Below are 17,634 nucleotides of genomic sequence, written 5' to 3' on the forward strand. Positions count from 1 at the left end.
GCCGCCCCCCCGGGCCCCCCCGCCGGCCCCCCCCCCCCGCGCGGCGGCCCCGCCGGCGGGGCAACCCCCGGGGGGGGGGGGCCGCCCCGCGGGGGGCCCCCCCCCCCCGGGCGCCACGTTTCTGCTGGCTTCGCGGGCGGTCCCGCGGAGCGGTCAGCCCTCCTCGTGGGTGGCCACCGCGCGGCGCGCGTCCGCGTCCAGGACACCCCAGCTGATCAGCTGCTCGGTGAGCACCGAGGGCGACTGGTCGTAGATGACGGCGAGTGTGCGCAGGTCGTCCTGGCGGATCGAGAGCACCTTGCCGTTGTAGTCACCGCGCTGCGACTGGATCGTGGCCGCGTAGCGCTGCAGCGGGCCCGCCTTCTCGGCCGGCACCGTGGCCAGGCGCTCCAGGTCCAGGACCAGCTTCGGCGGCGGCTCGGCGGCACCGCCCGGGGTCGTGCCCGGGAGCAGCTCCTGCACCGGGACGCCGTAGAAATCCGCCAGCTCGGCAAGGCGCTGCACGGTCACGGCACGGTCACCGCGCTCGTACGAACCGACCACGACCGCCTTCCAGCGTCCCTGGGACTTCTCCTCGACACCGTGGAGGGAAAGGCCCTGCTGGGTGCGGATCGCCCGGAGCTTGGCCCCGAGCTGTTTGGCGTATTCGCTGGACATATAGCTCCCCGGCACTGTGTCGACGCGTCTGGCGTGGGTGCCAGCCCGCGCGGCTGGTAACTCACTGTGAGGTTACGCAGCGTTACTCTGCCGCGTCAAGCCGAATGGTCCGCACCGACTCTTCCGTGGTAGTGGCGCCGCGTTGGGCCGAATAGGTGATCCGAGGGGGCCGTTCGGGGGATCGCGGAGGCCTGCTACCGTGGATGGCGCAATCCCGACGTCCTTTAAGGTCCGTCCCGTGAGGCGGAGAAGGAGGTCCGTTTCGTATGGACACGCACGACTCGCAGTCCGATGCCCGGCCCGTTCTCGAAGGGCCCGACATCGCGCGGGTACTGACCCGCATCGCCCACGAGATCGTCGAGCGCGCCAAGGGCGCCGACGACGTGGTGCTCCTCGGCATCCCGACCCGGGGCGTCTTCCTCGCCCGGCGGATCGCCGACAAGCTGGAGCAGATCACCGAGCGCAAGGTCCCCTGCGGCTCGCTCGACATCACCATGTACCGCGACGACCTGCGCATGCACCCGCCGCGTGCGCTGGCCCGCACCGAGATCCCCGGTGACGGCATCGACGGCAGGCTGGTCGTCCTCGTCGACGACGTGCTCTTCTCCGGCCGCACCATCCGCGCCGCCCTCGACGCCCTGAACGACATCGGGCGCCCGCGCGCGGTGCAGCTCGCCGTGCTCGTCGACCGCGGTCACCGCGAACTGCCCATTCGCGCCGACTACGTCGGCAAGAACCTCCCCACGTCGTTGCGGGAGACGGTCAAGGTCCTGCTCGCCGAGGAGGACGGTCGCGACACCGTGCTGCTCGGTGCCAAGCCGGACGCCCAGTAGCGCCTCGGGCGTACGCCGCCGTCGTACGCCGGCTCAGTGCGCGCTCGCGCGCGCCCGTCTGCCCCGAATCTCCCGTTTGAACTGCCTTACGGAGCCTGACAGATGCAGCGTCATCTCATCTCGGCCGCCGACCTCACCCGTGACGACGCCGTCCTGATCCTCGACACCGCCGAGGAGATGGCCCGGGTCGCCGACCGGCCGATCAAGAAGCTGCCGACCCTGCGCGGCCGCACGATCGTCAACCTCTTCTTCGAGGACTCCACCCGCACCCGGATCTCCTTCGAGGCCGCCGAGAAGCGGCTGTCCGCGGACGTCATCAACTTCTCCGCCAAGGGCTCCAGCGTCTCCAAGGGCGAGTCCCTCAAGGACACCGCCCAGACCCTGGAGGCCATGGGCGTCGACGCCGTGGTCATCCGGCACGGCGCCTCGGGCGCCCCCTACCGGCTGGCGAACTCCGGCTGGATCGACGCGGTCGTCGTCAACGCCGGCGACGGCACCCACCAGCACCCCACCCAGGCCCTGCTGGACGCCTTCACCATGCGCCGCCGCCTGATCGGCCCGGACGCCGGACTCGGCCAGGACCTCGAAGGCAAGCGCATCACGATCGTCGGCGACGTCCTGCACAGCCGCGTCGCCCGCTCCAACGTCGACCTGCTGCACACCCTCGGCGCCGAGGTCACCCTCGTCGCCCCGCCCACCCTGCTGCCGGTCGGTGTCGAGACCTGGCCCTGCGCGGTCTCCTACGACCTGGACAGCACCCTGACCAAGTCCGACGCGGTGATGATGCTGCGCGTGCAGCGGGAGCGGATGAACGCCGCGTTCTTCCCCACCGAGCGCGAGTACTCCCGGCGCTACGGCCTGGACGGCGACCGCATGGCGCGGATGCCCGAGCACGCCGTCGTGATGCACCCCGGCCCGATGGTCCGCGGCATGGAGATCACCGCCGAGGTCGCCGACTCCGACCGCTGCACCGTCGTCGAGCAGGTCGCCAACGGCGTGTCCATCCGGATGGCCGTGCTGTACCTGCTGCTCGGTGGAAACGAGCCCGCCGTCACCCGCCCGCCCGTCTCCCACCACCACCCTTCCGACGAGCGCTCCGCGCACACCCCTTCTGCGGCCGAGGAGAAGTAAGACAGATGAGCAAGACCCTGATCCGTGGTGCGAAGGTGCTCGGCGGCGAGCCGCAGGACGTGCTGATCGACGGCGGGACGATCGCCGAGGTGGGCGCCGCACTGAGCGCCGAGGGCGCCGAGGTCGTCGAGGCCGGGGGCAAGGTGCTGCTGCCGGGCCTGGTCGACCTGCACACCCATCTGCGCGAGCCGGGCCGCGAGGACTCCGAGACCGTCCTCACCGGCACCCGGGCCGCGGCCTCCGGCGGCTACACCACCGTCTTCGCCATGGCCAACACCTTCCCGGTCGCCGACACCGCCGGCGTCGTCGAGCAGGTCTGGCGGCTCGGCAAGGAGCACGGCTACTGCGACGTCCAGCCGATCGGCGCCGTCACCGTCGGCCTCGACGGCAAGAAGCTCGCCGAGCTCGGCGCCATGCACGAGTCGGCCGCCGGCGTCACCGTCTTCTCCGACGACGGCAAGTGCGTCCACGACGCCGTGATCATGCGCCGGGCCCTGGAGTACGTGAAGGCCTTCGGCGGAGTCATCGCGCAGCACGCCCAGGAGCCGCGGCTGACCGAGGGCGCCGAGATGAACGAGGGCGTCGTCTCCGCCGAGCTGGGCCTCGGCGGCTGGCCCGCGGTGGCCGAAGAATCGATCATCGCCCGGGATGTCCTGCTCGCCGACCACGTCGGCTCCCGCGTCCACATCTGCCACCTGTCGACCGCCGGGTCCGTCGAGATCGTCCGCTGGGCCAAGTCCCGCGGCATCGCCGTCACCGCCGAGGTCACCCCGCACCACCTCCTCCTCACGGACGAGCTGGTGCGCACCTACAACCCGGTCTACAAGGTCAACCCGCCGCTGCGCACCGAGCGGGACGTGATGGCCCTGCGCGAGGCGCTCGCCGACGGCACGATCGACATCGTCGCCACCGACCACGCCCCGCACCCGCACGAGGACAAGGACTGCGAGTGGGCCGCGGCCGCCATGGGCATGGTGGGTCTGGAGACCGCGCTGTCGGTGGTCCAGGAGACGATGGTGGACACGGGCCTGCTGGACTGGGCCGGCGTCGCCGACCGCATGTCCTTCAAGCCCGCGCAGATCGGACAGGCCACGGGCCACGGCCGTCCCGTCTCGGCAGGTGAGCCCGCCAACCTCACCCTGGTCGACACGGCATACCGTGGGCCGGTGGAACCCGCGGGCTTCGCCTCGCGCAGCCGCAACACCCCCTACGAGGGCCGCGAGCTGCCGGGCCGTGTGACGCACACGTGGCTGCGGGGCAAGGCCACGCTCGTCGACGGGAAGCTCACGTGACACCTCAACTCCTGCTGGCCGCCGAGAAGGAATCGGCGCAAGTGACCGACTGGGCCGCCCGCATCGGCTGGGTCGTCGGCCTCGCCCTCTTCGTCGCGCTCGTCTACTGGCTGATGCGCGAGGGCTGGAAGTGGCGCGGCACCCTCCAGGGCGACCTGCCCGCGCTGCCCACCGCCCCGGCGGACCCGGGCCCGGCGCGCCTGACCATGAGCGGCCGCTACCACGGCTCCACCACCGCCGGGCAGTGGCTCGACCGCATCGTCGCGCACGGCCTGGGCACCCGCAGCCGCGCGGAGCTCACGCTCACCGACGCCGGACTGGACGTCGTGCGCCCCGGGGCGAGCGACTTCTTCGTCCCGGCGGCCGCCCTGCGCGAGGCCCGGCTCGACAAGGGCATCGCCGGCAAGGTGCTCACCGAGGGCGGCCTGCTGGTCGTCACCTGGGCGCACGGCGACCGGCTGATCGACTCCGGCTTCCGCTCCGACCACGCGGCCGAGCACAACGCGTGGGTCGAAGCCCTCACCACCATGATCGAAACGAACACCAGGGAAGGCGCCGAACGATGACCACCTCCACCAGGGGAGCCAAAACTCCCGCCGTACTCGTCCTGGAGGACGGCCGGGTCTTCCGCGGCCGCGCCTACGGGGCCGTGGGGGAGACCTTCGGCGAAGCGGTGTTCTCCACCGGCATGACCGGCTACCAGGAGACCCTCACCGACCCCTCCTACCACCGCCAGGTCGTGGTGATGACCGCCCCGCACGTCGGCAACACCGGCGTCAACGACGAGGACATGGAGTCCAAGCGCATCTGGGTCTCCGGCTACGTCGTGCGCGACCCCGCGCGCGTGCCGTCCAGCTGGCGCTCCCGGCGCACCCTCGACGAGGAGCTGGCCGCGCAGGGCGTCGTCGGGATCTCCGGCATCGACACCCGCGCCCTCACCCGCCACCTGCGCGAGCGCGGCGCCATGCGCGTCGGCATCTTCAGCGGCGACGCCGTCCGGGACGACGCGGCGCTCCTGGCGCGCGTGCAGGAAGCCCCGCAGATGAAGGGCGCGAACCTCTCCGCCGAGGTCGCCACCACCGAGCCGTACGTCGTGCCCGCGATCGGCGAGAAGAAGTTCACCGTCGCCGCCGTCGACCTCGGCATCAAGGGCATGACCCCGCACCGCATGGCCGAGCGCGGCATCGAGGTGCACGTGCTCCCCGCGACCGCGACCGTCGAGGACGTCTACGCGGTGAACCCGGACGGCGTGTTCTTCTCCAACGGCCCCGGCGACCCGGCCACCGCCGACCACGCCGTCTCCGTCATGCGGGGCGTCCTGGAGCGGAGCACGCCGCTGTTCGGCATCTGCTTCGGCAACCAGATCCTCGGCCGCGCCCTCGGCTTCGGCACCTACAAGCTGAAGTACGGCCACCGGGGGATCAACCAGCCGGTGCAGGACCGTACGACCGGCAAGGTCGAGGTCACCGCGCACAACCACGGCTTCGCCGTCGACGCCCCGCTCGACGAGGTCTCCGAGACCCCGTTCGGCCGCGCCGAGGTGTCGCACGTCTGCCTGAACGACAACGTGGTGGAGGGGCTGCAGCTGCTCGACCGCCCCGCCTTCAGCGTCCAGTACCACCCCGAAGCGGCAGCCGGCCCGCACGACGCCGCCTACCTGTTCGACCGCTTCGTTTCCCTGATGGAGGGCCAGCGTGCCTAAGCGCACCGATATCCAGTCCGTCCTGGTCATCGGCTCCGGCCCGATCGTCATCGGCCAGGCCGCCGAGTTCGACTACTCCGGCACCCAGGCGTGCCGCGTGCTGAAGTCCGAGGGCCTCAGGGTCATCCTCGTGAACTCCAACCCGGCGACGATCATGACCGACCCGGAGATCGCCGACGCCACGTACGTCGAACCGATCACCCCCGAGTTCGTCGAGAAGATCATCGCCAAGGAGCGGCCCGACGCGCTGCTGCCCACCCTGGGCGGCCAGACGGCCCTCAACACCGCCATCTCGCTGCACGAGAACGGCGTCCTCGACAAGTACGGCGTCGAGCTGATCGGCGCCAACGTCGAGGCCATCCACAAGGGCGAGGACCGCGACCGGTTCAAGCTGGTCGTCGAGGAGGTCCGCAAGAAGACCGGCCACGGCGAGTCCGCCCGGTCCTACATCTGCCACTCCATGGACGACGTGCTCAGGGGCGTCGAGGAGCTCGGCGGCTACCCGGTCGTGGTCCGTCCCTCCTTCACCATGGGCGGCGCCGGCTCCGGCTTCGCCCACGACGAGGAGGAGCTGCGCCGCATCGCCGGCCAGGGCCTCACGCTCTCCCCGACCACCGAGGTGCTCCTGGAGGAGTCCATCCTCGGCTGGAAGGAGTACGAGCTGGAGCTGATGCGCGACAAGAACGACAACGTCGTGGTCGTCTGCTCCATCGAGAACTTCGATCCCATGGGCGTGCACACGGGCGACTCCATCACCGTGGCGCCCGCGATGACGCTGACCGACCGCGAGTACCAGGTGCTGCGCGACGTCGGCATCGCGATCATCCGCGAGGTCGGTGTCGACACCGGCGGCTGCAACATCCAGTTCGCGGTGAACCCGGCCGACGGCCGCGTGATCGTCATCGAGATGAACCCGCGCGTGTCCCGCTCCTCGGCGCTCGCCTCCAAGGCGACCGGCTTCCCGATCGCCAAGATCGCCGCCAAGCTGGCCGTGGGCTACACCCTGGACGAGATCCCCAACGACATCACGCAGGAGACCCCGGCCTCCTTCGAGCCGACGCTCGACTACGTGGTCGTGAAGGCCCCGCGCTTCGCCTTCGAGAAGTTCCCGAGCGCCGACTCCACCCTCACCACCACCATGAAGTCGGTGGGCGAGGCCATGGCCATCGGCCGCAACTTCACCGAGGCCTTCCAGAAGGCCCTGCGCTCGCTGGAGAAGAAGGGCAGCCAGTTCACCTTCGTCGGCGAGCCGGGCGACAAGACGCAGCTGCTGGAGCAGGCCGTCCGCCCCACCGACGGCCGCATCAACACCGTCATGCAGGCCATCCGCGCCGGCGCCACGCCCGAGGAGGTCTTCGACTACACGAAGATCGACCCGTGGTTCGTCGACCAGCTCTTCCTGATCAAGGAGATCGCCGACGAGCTGGCCGAGGCGCCCGAGCTGACCGCCGACCTGCTGGCCGAGGCCAAGCGGCACGGCTTCTCCGACCAGCAGATCGCCGAGATCCGCGGCCTGCGCGAGGACGTCGTCCGCGAGGTCCGCCACGCGCTCGGCGTCCGCCCGGTCTACAAGACGGTCGACACCTGCGCCGCCGAGTTCGCCGCGAAGACGCCGTACTTCTACTCCTCCTACGACGAGGAGACCGAGGTCGCGCCGCGCGAGAAGCCGGCCGTCATCATCCTGGGCTCCGGCCCGAACCGCATCGGCCAGGGCATCGAGTTCGACTACTCCTGCGTCCACGCCTCCTTCGCGCTGAGCGACGCGGGCTACGAGACGGTGATGGTCAACTGCAACCCGGAGACCGTCTCGACCGACTACGACACCTCCGACCGCCTGTACTTCGAGCCGCTGACGCTGGAGGACGTGCTGGAGGTCGTGCACGCCGAGCGGCAGGCCGGACCCGTCGCGGGCGTCGTCGTCCAGCTCGGCGGACAGACGCCGCTGGGTCTGTCGCAGGCGCTGAAGGACAACGGCGTGCCGATCGTCGGCACCTCCCCGGAGGCCATCCACGCCGCCGAGGACCGCGGCGCCTTCGGGCAGGTCCTCAAGGAGGCCGGCCTCCCGGCCCCCAAGCACGGCACCGCCACCACCTTCGCCGAGGCCAAGGCCATCGCCGACGAGATCGGCTACCCGGTCCTGGTGCGCCCCTCCTACGTCCTCGGCGGACGCGGCATGGAGATCGTCTACGACGAGACCCGCCTGGAGTCCTACATCGCCGAATCGACCGAGATCAGCCCCTCGCGGCCGGTCCTGGTGGACCGCTTCCTCGACGACGCCATCGAGATCGACGTCGACGCCCTCTACGACGGCGAGGAGCTGTACCTCGGTGGTGTCATGGAGCACATCGAGGAGGCCGGCATCCACTCCGGCGACTCGGCGTGCGCCCTGCCCCCGATCACGCTCGGCGGCTTCGACATCAAGCGCCTGCGCGCCTCCACCGAGGCCATCGCCAAGGGCGTGGGCGTGCGCGGGCTGATCAACATCCAGTTCGCGCTCGCGGGCGACATCCTCTACGTCCTGGAGGCCAACCCGCGCGCCTCCCGGACCGTCCCCTTCACCTCGAAGGCGACGGCGGTGCCGCTGGCCAAGGCCGCCGCCCGCATCTCGCTCGGCGCCACCGTCGCCGAACTGCGCGCCGAGGGCCTGCTCCCGGCGCACGGCGACGGCGGCGAACTGCCGCTGGACGCGCCGATCTCCGTCAAGGAGGCGGTCATGCCGTGGTCGCGCTTCCGCGACGTGCACGGCCGCGGTGTCGACACGGTCCTCGGCCCGGAGATGCGCTCCACCGGCGAGGTCATGGGCATCGACGCCGTCTTCGGCACGGCGTACGCCAAGTCGCAGGCCGGAGCCTACGGGCCGCTGCCCACCAAGGGCCGCGCCTTCATCTCGGTCGCCAACCGCGACAAGCGCTCGATGATCTTCCCGGCGCGCGAGCTGGTCGCGCACGGCTTCGAGCTGCTGGCCACCTCCGGCACCGCCGAGGTCCTCAAGCGCAACGGCATCAACGCCACGGTCGTGCGCAAGCAGTCCGAGGGCCCCGGGCCGAACGGCGAGAAGACCATCGTCCAGCTCATCCACGACGGCGAGGTCGACCTCATCGTCAACACCCCGTACGGCACGGGCGGCCGCCTCGACGGCTACGACATCCGCACGGCGGCCGTGGCACGCTCCGTGCCCTGCCTGACGACGGTCCAGGCGCTCGCCGCCGCGGTCCAGGGCATCGATGCCCTCAACCGCGGCGACGTGAGCGTCCGCTCGCTCCAGGAACACGCGGAACACCTGACCGCGGCCCGCGACTAGCAGCCCCGAGGGGGACACCGGAAACGGTGTCCCCCTCTTCGTGAGGACACCGCGTCCTCGTGAGGACACCATGTACAAGATCTTCTTCCGTCTCGTCTTCAAACGGCTGGACCCCGAGCAGGCCCACCACCTGGCCTTCCGCTGGATCCGCCTGGCCGCCCGGGTGCCGGTGCTGCGCACCTTCCTCGCGGCCGCCCTCGCGCCCCGTCACAAGGAGCTGCGCACCGAGGCCCTCGGGCTGCGCATGCACGGCCCCTTCGGGCTCGCGGCCGGTTTCGACAAGAACGCCGTCGGCATCGACGGCATGGCCATGCTCGGCTTCGACCACGTCGAGATCGGCACGGTCACCGGCGAGCCGCAGCCCGGCAACCCCAAGAAGCGGCTGTTCCGCCTGGTCCAGGACCGGGCGCTGATCAACCGCATGGGCTTCAACAACGACGGCTCGCTGCGCGTCGCCGCCCGCCTGGCCTCCCGGACCCCCGTCTTCCGGACGGTCGTGGGTGTCAACATCGGCAAGACCAAGGCCGTACCCGAGCAGGAGGCCGTCGCGGACTACGTGAAGTCCGCCGAGCGCCTCGCGCCCTACGCCGACTACCTGGTGGTCAACGTCTCCTCCCCGAACACGCCCGGGCTGCGCGACCTCCAGGCCACGGAGGCGCTGCGCCCGCTGCTGAGCGCGGTCCGCGAGGCCGCCGACCGCACGGTGCCCGGCCGGCGCGTCCCGCTCCTGGTGAAGATCGCCCCGGACCTCGCCGACGAGGACGTCGACGCCGTGGCCGACCTCGCCGTGGAACTCGGCCTCGACGGCATCATCGCCACGAACACCACCATCGCGCGCGAGGGCCTCGGCCTGACGTCCGACGCGTCCCTGGTCGAGGAGACCGGCGGCCTGTCCGGGGCGCCCCTGAAGGAGCGCTCCCTGGAGGTCCTGCGCCGCCTCTACGCGCGCGTGGGCGACCGGATCACCCTGGTGGGCGTCGGGGGCGTGGAGAACGCCGAGGACGCCTGGCAGCGCATCCTGGCCGGTGCCACCCTGGTCCAGGGGTACAGCGCCTTCGTCTACGAGGGGCCGTTCTACGCCCGCGCCATCCACAAGGGTCTCGCCGCGCGCCTGCGCACGAGCCCGTACGCCACGCTCGCCGAAGCGGTGGGCGCCGACGTGAGGAAGACGGCATGAGTGGTCTCGAACCCTTCGGCGCGCGTCTGCGCCGGGCCATGGACGAGCGCGGCCCGCTGTGCGTGGGCATCGACCCGCACGCCTCCCTGCTGGCCGAGTGGGGCCTGAACGACGACGTGGCGGGTCTGGAGCGGTTCAGCCGCACGGTCGTCGAGGCGGTCGCCGACCGGGTCGCCGTGCTCAAGCCGCAGAGCGCGTTCTTCGAGCGCTTCGGCTCGCGCGGCGTCGCGGTCCTGGAGAAGTCCGTCGCCGAGGCCCGGGCGGCCGGCGCGCTGGTGGTGATGGACGCCAAGCGGGGCGACATCGGCTCGACCATGGCCGCCTACGCCGAGTCCTTCCTGCACAAGGACGCGCCGCTGTTCTCCGACGCGCTGACCGTCTCGCCCTACCTCGGCTACGGCTCGCTCGCCCCGGCCGTCGCGCTGGCCCGGGAGAACGGCGCCGGACTGTTCGTGCTGGCGCTGACCTCCAACCCGGAGGGCGGCGAGGTGCAGCACGCGCTGCGCCCCGACGGCCGGAACGTCGGAGCGACGATGCTGGCGCACCTGGCCGCCGAGAACGCGGGGGAGCGGCCCCTGGGCTCCTTCGGGGCGGTCGTCGGCGCCACCCTGGGTGACCTGTCGACCTACGACCTCGACATCAACGGCCCGCTGCTCGCGCCCGGCATCGGCGCCCAGGGTGCCACGCCGGCCGATCTTCCCCGGGTCTTCGGGGCGGCCGTGCGCAACGTCGTGCCGAACGTCAGCCGGGGAGTGCTGCGCCACGGCCCCGACACGGTCGCTCTGCGTGACGCGGCGGAACGCTTCGCGCAGGAGGTCAGGCACGCCGCGACGGCCCCCTGAGGCGGTCCAGACCATATCGCGAGACCTCCGATGAGTGGTCAGGGGGCCGCTCAAGTCTGAATACATCCTCAAATCCGGGGCAGTATGTCCTAAATGTCCGTTCAGATGAAGGCTGACCAGGACTTTTCCGCTGTTCTCGCTGACTCTGGCGGACTTGCCCGCTAGTCTCCGACGAGAGAGCGGGCAAGCGTGTGTTGCTCGTGGCTCCCCAGGTGTGGGGCGACTAGGTTCCTCACCGGTCCGTATCCGACAGTTCGACATCCGAGGTGACGTAGGCGTGGCTCTTCCGCCCCTTACCCCTGAACAGCGCGCAGCCGCGCTCGAAAAGGCCGCCGCGGCTCGCCGGGAGCGGGCCGAGGTCAAGAATCGACTCAAGCACTCCGGCGCCTCCCTCCACGAGGTCATCAAGCAGGGCCAGGAGAACGACGTCATCGGCAAGATGAAGGTCTCCGCCCTTCTTGAGTCCCTGCCGGGCGTGGGCAAGGTCCGCGCCAAGCAGATCATGGAGCGACTGGGCATCTCCGAGAGCCGCCGCGTGCGCGGTCTCGGGTCCAACCAGATCGCCTCCCTGGAGCGCGAGTTCGGCAGCACCGGCTCCTGAGCCGGGCGCTCCGGGCAAGCGCGTCCCGGGCACTCCCGGTTTGCTGGATAATCGCTGCATGGCAGCAACACCCCGGGGGGCGACCCCCGTACCCCCGGACGTAGGTCCGCGGCTGACCGTGCTCTCCGGCCCCTCCGGGGTCGGCAAGAGCACGGTCGTCGCTCATATGCGCAAGGAACACCCCGAGGTCTGGCTCTCGGTGTCGGCGACGACCCGCAAGCCACGCCCCGGCGAGCAGCACGGCGTCCACTACTTCTTCGTCACCGACGACGAGATGGACAAGCTGATCGCCAACGGCGAGCTGCTGGAGTGGGCCGAGTTCGCCGGCAACCGCTACGGCACGCCCCGTGCGGCCGTGCAGGAGCGCCTGGAGAAGGGCGAGGCCGTCCTGCTCGAGATCGACCTGCAGGGTGCCCGGCTGGTCCGGGAGTCGATGCCCGAGGCCCAGCTGGTGTTCCTGGCCCCTCCCTCCTGGGAGGAGCTGGTGCGCCGGCTCACCGGGCGGGGCACCGAACCGCCCGAGGTGATCGAGCGCAGGCTGGAAGCCGCCAAGATCGAACTCGCGGCCGAACCGGAGTTCGACACCACGCTGGTCAACACCTCCGTCGAGGACGTGGCGCGCGAGCTGCTAGCCTTGATGAACGTCGTGTGACCATCGCTGGCCGATCCGGCCCTCGCTGATCATCCCGACAGAATCTTTCCCATCCATCGGAAGGTAGAGCGTGTCCTCTTCCATCTCCGCGCCCGAGGGCATCATCAACCCGCCGATCGACGAGCTCCTCGAGGCCACCGACTCGAAGTACAGCCTCGTGATCTACGCGGCCAAGCGGGCCCGCCAGATCAACGCGTACTACTCGCAGCTCGGCGAGGGTCTCCTCGAGTACGTCGGTCCTCTCGTCGACACCCACGTCCACGAGAAGCCGCTCTCGATCGCCCTCCGCGAGATCAACGCGGGGCTGCTCACGTCCGAGGCCGTCGAAGGCCCGGCTCAGTAAGTAGTATTTGCAGCTTGATGCTGACTTTTCCACAGGCCCGGCAGACCGACTGCCGGGCCTGTGGTGTGTCATGGAGTCGTACGGCGGACCGGTCGCCGAGGTCCGGTCGCCGAGTCCGGGGAGAGACGGGGAGCAACGTGGACAAGCCGAAGGTCGTTCTGGGCGTCAGCGGCGGCATCGCCGCGTACAAGGCCTGCGAGCTGCTGCGGCGGCTGACGGAGTCGGGCCACGACGTGCGCGTGGTGCCCACCGCGTCCGCGCTGCACTTCGTCGGTGCCGCGACCTGGTCCGCGCTCTCCGGCAAGCCGGTCTCCACGGAGGTCTGGGACGACGTGCACGAGGTGCCGCACGTCCGCATCGGGCAGCACGCCGACCTGGTCGTCGTCGCCCCGGCCACCGCCGACCTGCTCGCCAAGGCGGCCCACGGCCTCGCCGACGACCTCCTCACCAACACCCTGCTCACCGCCCACTGCCCGGTCGTCTTCGCCCCCGCCATGCACACGGAGATGTGGGAGCACCCGGCCACCCAGGAGAACGTGGCGACGCTGCGCCGCCGCGGCGCCGTCGTCATCGAGCCGGCCGTCGGCCGCCTCACCGGCGTCGACACCGGCAAGGGCCGGCTGCCCGACCCGGCCGAGATCTTCGAGGTGTGCCGCCGTGTGCTCGCCCGGGGCGTGCGCGAGCCGGACCTCACGGGCCGGCACGTCGTGGTCAGCGCCGGGGGCACCCGCGAGCCACTGGACCCGGTCCGCTTCCTCGGCAACCGCTCCTCCGGCAAGCAGGGCTACGCCCTCGCCCGCACCGCCGCCGCCCGGGGTGCCCGCGTCACGCTGATCGCGGCCAACAGCGCCCTGCCGGACCCGGCGGGGGTGGACGTCGTCCCCGTCGGCACGGCCGTGCAGCTGCGCGAGGCGGTGCTGAAGGCCGCCGCCGACGCCGACGCCGTGGTCATGGCGGCGGCGGTCGCCGACTTCCGCCCGGCGGCGTACGCGACCGGGAAGATCAAGAAGAAGGACGACCGGGAGCCGGAGCCGATCGTCCTGGTGCGCAATCCGGACATCCTCGCCGAGATCTCCGCCGACCGGGCCCGCGCCCGACAGGTCGTCGTCGGATTCGCCGCGGAGACCGACGACGTCCTCGCCAACGGCCGCGCCAAGCTGAAGCGCAAGGGCTGCGATCTGCTGGTGGTGAACGAGGTCGGCGAGCGCAAGACGTTCGGCTCCGAGGAGAACGAGGCGGTCGTGCTCGGCGCCGACGGCAGCGAGACGCCGGTGGCGCACGGACCGAAGGAAGCCCTGGCCGAAACGGTGTGGGACCTGGTCGCCGAGCGGCTGCGCTGATGTTTCCGGCGCTTCGCGGTCCCGTGAAACCCGGCCAGTCGGGGCGTGGCGCCTCTGGCCAACGCCGCTCGGCATTGGGCAGAATGCCCGTGCCGCAGGTCACAGCACTCCCGAGTGGCGAGACGGGGGGACCGTGGCCGAAGCGTGACCCGTAAACTGTTCCACGGACGGCGCCGGGTGCAGCCCCCGCCGTCCGCCAATGATCAGCCAGCAGCCGCTGCAACCCCAGGGAGCGTTGTGTCCCGTCGTCTGTTCACCTCGGAGTCCGTGACCGAGGGTCACCCCGACAAGATCGCTGACCAGATCAGCGACACCATTCTCGACGCGCTCCTGCGCGAGGACCCGACGTCCAGGGTCGCCGTCGAGACCCTGATCACGACCGGACTGGTACACGTGGCCGGTGAGGTCACCACCAAGACGTACGCGGACATCGCGACGCTGGTCCGGAGCAAGATCCTGGAGATCGGCTACGACTCCTCGAAGAAGGGCTTCGACGGCGCCTCCTGCGGCGTCTCGGTGTCGATCGGCGCCCAGTCGCCCGACATCGCCCAGGGCGTGGACACGGCGTACGAGTCCCGTGTCGAGGGCGACGAGGACGAGCTCGACAAGCAGGGCGCGGGCGACCAGGGCCTGATGTTCGGCTACGCGACGGACGAGACGCCGACGCTGATGCCGCTGCCGATCTTCCTGGCCCACCGCCTGGCCAAGCGCCTGTCCGACGTGCGCAAGAACGGCACGATCCCCTACCTGCGCCCGGACGGCAAGACGCAGGTCACCATCGAGTACGACGGCGACAAGGCGGTCCGTCTGGACACCGTGGTCGTCTCCTCGCAGCACGCCTCCGACATCGACCTGGACTCGCTGCTGGCTCCCGACATCAAGGAGTTCGTCGTCGAGCCGGAGCTGAAGGCGCTCCTCGACGAGGGCATCAAGCTCGACACGGAGAACTACCGCCTGCTGGTCAACCCCACCGGCCGCTTCGAGATCGGCGGCCCGATGGGCGACGCCGGCCTCACCGGCCGCAAGATCATCATCGACACCTACGGCGGCATGGCCCGTCACGGCGGCGGTGCCTTCTCCGGCAAGGACCCGTCCAAGGTCGACCGTTCCGCCGCGTACGCGATGCGCTGGGTGGCGAAGAACGTGGTCGCCGCGGGCCTCGCCACCCGCTGCGAGGTCCAGGTCGCGTACGCGATCGGCAAGGCCGAGCCGGTCGGTCTGTTCGTCGAGACCTTCGGCACCGCCAAGGTCGACACGGACCGCATCGAGAAGGCGATCGACGAGGTCTTCGACCTGCGTCCGGCCGCCATCATCCGCGACCTCGACCTGCTCCGCCCGATCTACTCCCAGACGGCGGCCTACGGCCACTTCGGCCGTGAGCTTCCCGACTTCACCTGGGAGCGCACGGACCGCGTGGACGCGCTGCGCAAGGCGGCGGGGCTGTAACGAGCTCTCCAGGCTTCGGGCCCGGTTCCCCTCGGGGGCCGGGCCTTCGCCGTGTCCCGGGCCGGTCGCCGGGCGCCGCCGGATGTCAGTGGTGTTTGGTAAGAATGCAAGCGTGAGCAGCGAGAACGGACAGGCGGACGGCGGCGCGCAGGGTGCGCCGCCCGAGCAGCTCACGCTCATCCGGGAGAGCGTGCGCAAGGCGCAGACCCCCCGGGCCAAGCCGCGGACGTGGCGGGGCGCAGCGCTCGCCGGGGAACTGCCCGTCGCCCGGGTGCTCGTCGACAAGGGCGTGCTCCACCTCGACCGGTACTTCGACTACGCGGTCCCCGAGGAGCTGGACGCACAGGCCCAGCCGGGCGTGCGGGTGCGGGTGCGCTTCGGGGCCGGGCGGCACCGGGTGCGGGAGGGACGCCGTGAGGGCGGCGGGCTGATCGACGGCTTCCTCGTCGAGCGGCTGCCCGAGTCGGACTACTCCGGGCCGCTGGCCGCCCTCGCCCAGGTCGTGTCGCCCGAGCCGGTGCTGAGCGAGGAGCTGCTGGGGCTGGCCCGGGCGGTCGCCGACCGGTACGCGGGCAGCCTCGCCGACGTCCTGCAGCTCGCCGTACCGCCACGCAACGCGCGGGCCGAGCAGCGCGCCTCCCCGGAGCCCCTGCCGCCGCCCCCGGCGCCCGAGGCCGGGTCCTGGCAGCGGTACGAGCGGGGAGCGGCCTTCCTGGAGTCGCTGGCCTCCGGCGGTGCGCCCCGGGCCGTGTGGAACGCGCTGCCGGGGCCGCAGTGGAGCGAGGAGCTGGCCCGGGCGGTCGCGGCGACACTGGCCTCGGGCCGTGGTGCGCTCGTCGTGCTGCCCGACGGACGGGCCGTCGCCCGGGTCGATGCCGCGCTGACCTCCCTGCTGGGGGAGGGGCGGCACGCGGTGCTCACCGCGGACGCCGGGCCCGAGAAGCGGTACGCGCAGTGGCTCGCCGTGCGGCGGGGCTCCGTGCGGGCGGTGGTCGGGACCCGGGCCGCGATGTTCGCCCCGGTCCAGGACCTCGGCCTGGTCGCCCTCTGGGACGACGGGGACGACAGCCACAGCGAGCAGCACGCCCCGCAGCCGCACGCCCGCGAGGTGCTCCTGCTGCGGGCCGCCCAGGACCGGTGCGGCTTCCTGCTGGGGAGCTGGGCCTGCACGGTGGAGGCCGCGCAGCTCGTCGAGAGCGGCTGGGCGCGGCCGCTGGTGGCCGGGCGGGAGCAGGTGCGCGCCGCCGCCCCGCTGGTGAGGACCGTCGGGGACGGGGATCTCGCGCGCGACGAGGCCGCCCGGGCCGCCCGGTTGCCGACCCTCGCCTGGCAGGCCGTCCGGGAGGGCCTGCGGCACGGACCGGTGCTGGTCCAGGTGCCCCGGCGGGGCTATGTGCCGCGCATGGCCTGCGCCACCTGCCGGGCGCCCGCACGGTGCCGGCACTGCTCGGGGCCGCTGGAGGCGCGGGACGGGGGCGCCCTGTGCTGTGGCTGGTGCGGCCGCGCGGAGGAGAGCTGGCACTGCCCGGAGTGCGGCTCCTTCCGGCTGCGCGCCTCGGTGGTGGGGGCGCGGCGGACGGCCGAGGAACTCGGGCGGGCCTTCCCCGCGGTGCCGGTGCGCACCTCGGGGCGCGAGCACGTGCTGGACACGGTGCCCGGGGCGCCCGCGCTGGTGGTGAGCACGCCGGGTGCCGAGCCCGTCGCCGAGGGCGGCTACGCGGCGGCGCTGCTGCTGGACGGGTGGGCCATGCTCGGGCGGCCCGATCTGCGGGCCGGGGAGGACGCCCTGCGGCGCTGGATCGCGGCCGCGTCGCTGGTCCGGCCGCAGTCCGCCGGCGGCACGGTGGTGGTCGTGGCCGAGCCGACGCTGCGGCCCGTGCAGGCGCTCGTCCGGTGGGACCCCGTGGGGCACGCGGTGCGGGAGCTGGCCGAGCGGGCGGAGCTGGGATTCCCGCCGGTGTCCCGGATGGCGGCCGTGTCGGGTCCGCCGGAGGCGGTGGCCGACTTCCTCCGTACGGCCGGACTGCCGCCGGAGGCCGAGGTGCTGGGGCCGGTCCCGCTGCCGGTCACCGCGGCCGGGCGTCCGCGGCGCACGGGGGCGCCGCCGCCGGGGGAGCAGTGGGAGCGGGCGCTGGTGCGGGTGCCGCCGGGGCGGGGGGCGGCGCTGGCCGCCTCGCTGAAGGCCGCGCAGGCCGCGCGGATGGCCCGGGGGAGCGGCGCGGGAGCCGGAGTGTGGGTGCGGGTCGACCCGGCCGACATCGGTTGAGGGGATCGCCGGAGAGCACCGCTCTGGGCCGACCCACAGGGGTGTGGTCCC

At 71.9% G+C, this 17,634-nt stretch carries 15 protein-coding genes; 14 read left to right on the forward strand and 1 reads right to left on the reverse strand.

Annotated features, from left to right (window positions below):
* Positions 1-153: 153 nt before the first annotated feature.
* Positions 154-657 (reverse strand): transcriptional regulator BldD, encoded by a 504-nt coding sequence (gene bldD / locus ACIGAN_RS19720; RefSeq protein WP_010046440.1) that lies wholly within the window; start codon positions 655-657, stop codon positions 154-156.
* Positions 658-923: 266 nt separating this feature from the next.
* On the opposite strand from bldD, the gene pyrR reads away from it, so the two are divergent.
* The 14 genes from pyrR (at position 924) to ACIGAN_RS19790 (ending at position 17,583) form a co-directional block, all read left to right on the forward strand.
* Positions 924-1,490: a bifunctional pyr operon transcriptional regulator/uracil phosphoribosyltransferase PyrR gene (gene pyrR, locus ACIGAN_RS19725; RefSeq protein WP_333937440.1), complete on the forward strand. Its 567-nt coding sequence runs from the start codon at positions 924-926 to the stop codon at positions 1,488-1,490.
* 102 nt (positions 1,491-1,592) lie between these two features.
* Positions 1,593-2,621 (forward strand): aspartate carbamoyltransferase catalytic subunit, encoded by a 1,029-nt coding sequence (locus ACIGAN_RS19730; RefSeq protein WP_365096785.1) that lies wholly within the window; start codon positions 1,593-1,595, stop codon positions 2,619-2,621.
* Between the two features lie 5 nt (positions 2,622-2,626).
* A complete protein-coding gene (locus ACIGAN_RS19735) occupies positions 2,627-3,913 on the forward strand; it encodes a dihydroorotase (protein WP_365096788.1) in 1,287 nt (428 codons plus the stop codon).
* Positions 3,910-4,479, forward strand: coding sequence for a PH-like domain-containing protein (locus tag ACIGAN_RS19740; RefSeq protein ID WP_399859039.1), 570 nt, complete (start codon positions 3,910-3,912; stop codon positions 4,477-4,479). The genes ACIGAN_RS19735 and ACIGAN_RS19740 overlap by 4 nt, the downstream gene beginning before the upstream one ends.
* Positions 4,476-5,615 (forward strand): glutamine-hydrolyzing carbamoyl-phosphate synthase small subunit, encoded by a 1,140-nt coding sequence (gene carA / locus ACIGAN_RS19745; RefSeq protein ID WP_399859042.1) that lies wholly within the window; start codon positions 4,476-4,478, stop codon positions 5,613-5,615. Before ACIGAN_RS19740 ends, carA begins: the two co-directional genes overlap by 4 nt.
* A complete protein-coding gene (gene carB / locus ACIGAN_RS19750) occupies positions 5,608-8,916 on the forward strand; it encodes a carbamoyl-phosphate synthase large subunit (protein ID WP_399859045.1) in 3,309 nt (1,102 codons plus the stop codon). Before carA ends, carB begins: the two co-directional genes overlap by 8 nt.
* 70 nt (positions 8,917-8,986) lie before the next feature.
* Positions 8,987-10,093: a quinone-dependent dihydroorotate dehydrogenase gene (locus ACIGAN_RS19755; protein ID WP_399859048.1), complete on the forward strand. Its 1,107-nt coding sequence runs from the start codon at positions 8,987-8,989 to the stop codon at positions 10,091-10,093.
* The gene (pyrF, locus tag ACIGAN_RS19760) at positions 10,090-10,935 is read left to right on the forward strand and encodes an orotidine-5'-phosphate decarboxylase (protein ID WP_365096802.1); all 846 of its coding nucleotides are present in this window, start codon (positions 10,090-10,092) and stop codon (positions 10,933-10,935) included. The genes ACIGAN_RS19755 and pyrF overlap by 4 nt, the downstream gene beginning before the upstream one ends.
* 277 nt (positions 10,936-11,212) lie before the next feature.
* The gene (locus tag ACIGAN_RS19765; protein ID WP_003977346.1) at positions 11,213-11,536 is read left to right on the forward strand and encodes an integration host factor; all 324 of its coding nucleotides are present in this window, start codon (positions 11,213-11,215) and stop codon (positions 11,534-11,536) included.
* A gap of 58 nt (positions 11,537-11,594) precedes the next feature.
* Positions 11,595-12,188, forward strand: a complete 594-nt coding sequence (gene gmk, locus ACIGAN_RS19770) for a guanylate kinase (RefSeq protein WP_365096805.1) — start codon at positions 11,595-11,597, stop codon at positions 12,186-12,188.
* Positions 12,189-12,258: 70 nt separating this feature from the next.
* On the forward strand, positions 12,259-12,531 hold the full coding sequence (rpoZ, locus tag ACIGAN_RS19775; protein WP_003988945.1) for a DNA-directed RNA polymerase subunit omega: 273 nt from the start codon (positions 12,259-12,261) through the stop codon (positions 12,529-12,531).
* A gap of 137 nt (positions 12,532-12,668) precedes the next feature.
* A complete protein-coding gene (gene coaBC, locus ACIGAN_RS19780) occupies positions 12,669-13,871 on the forward strand; it encodes a bifunctional phosphopantothenoylcysteine decarboxylase/phosphopantothenate--cysteine ligase CoaBC (protein WP_399859051.1) in 1,203 nt (400 codons plus the stop codon).
* Positions 13,872-14,108: 237 nt separating this feature from the next.
* On the forward strand, positions 14,109-15,317 hold the full coding sequence (gene metK / locus ACIGAN_RS19785; protein WP_365096810.1) for a methionine adenosyltransferase: 1,209 nt from the start codon (positions 14,109-14,111) through the stop codon (positions 15,315-15,317).
* A 112-nt stretch (positions 15,318-15,429) separates the two neighbouring features.
* On the forward strand, positions 15,430-17,583 hold the full coding sequence (locus ACIGAN_RS19790; RefSeq protein ID WP_399859054.1) for a primosomal protein N': 2,154 nt from the start codon (positions 15,430-15,432) through the stop codon (positions 17,581-17,583).
* Positions 17,584-17,634: the final 51 nt, after the last annotated feature.

Origin of the sequence: Streptomyces sp. NPDC085931, assembly GCF_044540565.1 — a bacterium.
Taxonomy (GTDB): domain Bacteria; phylum Actinomycetota; class Actinomycetes; order Streptomycetales; family Streptomycetaceae; genus Streptomyces.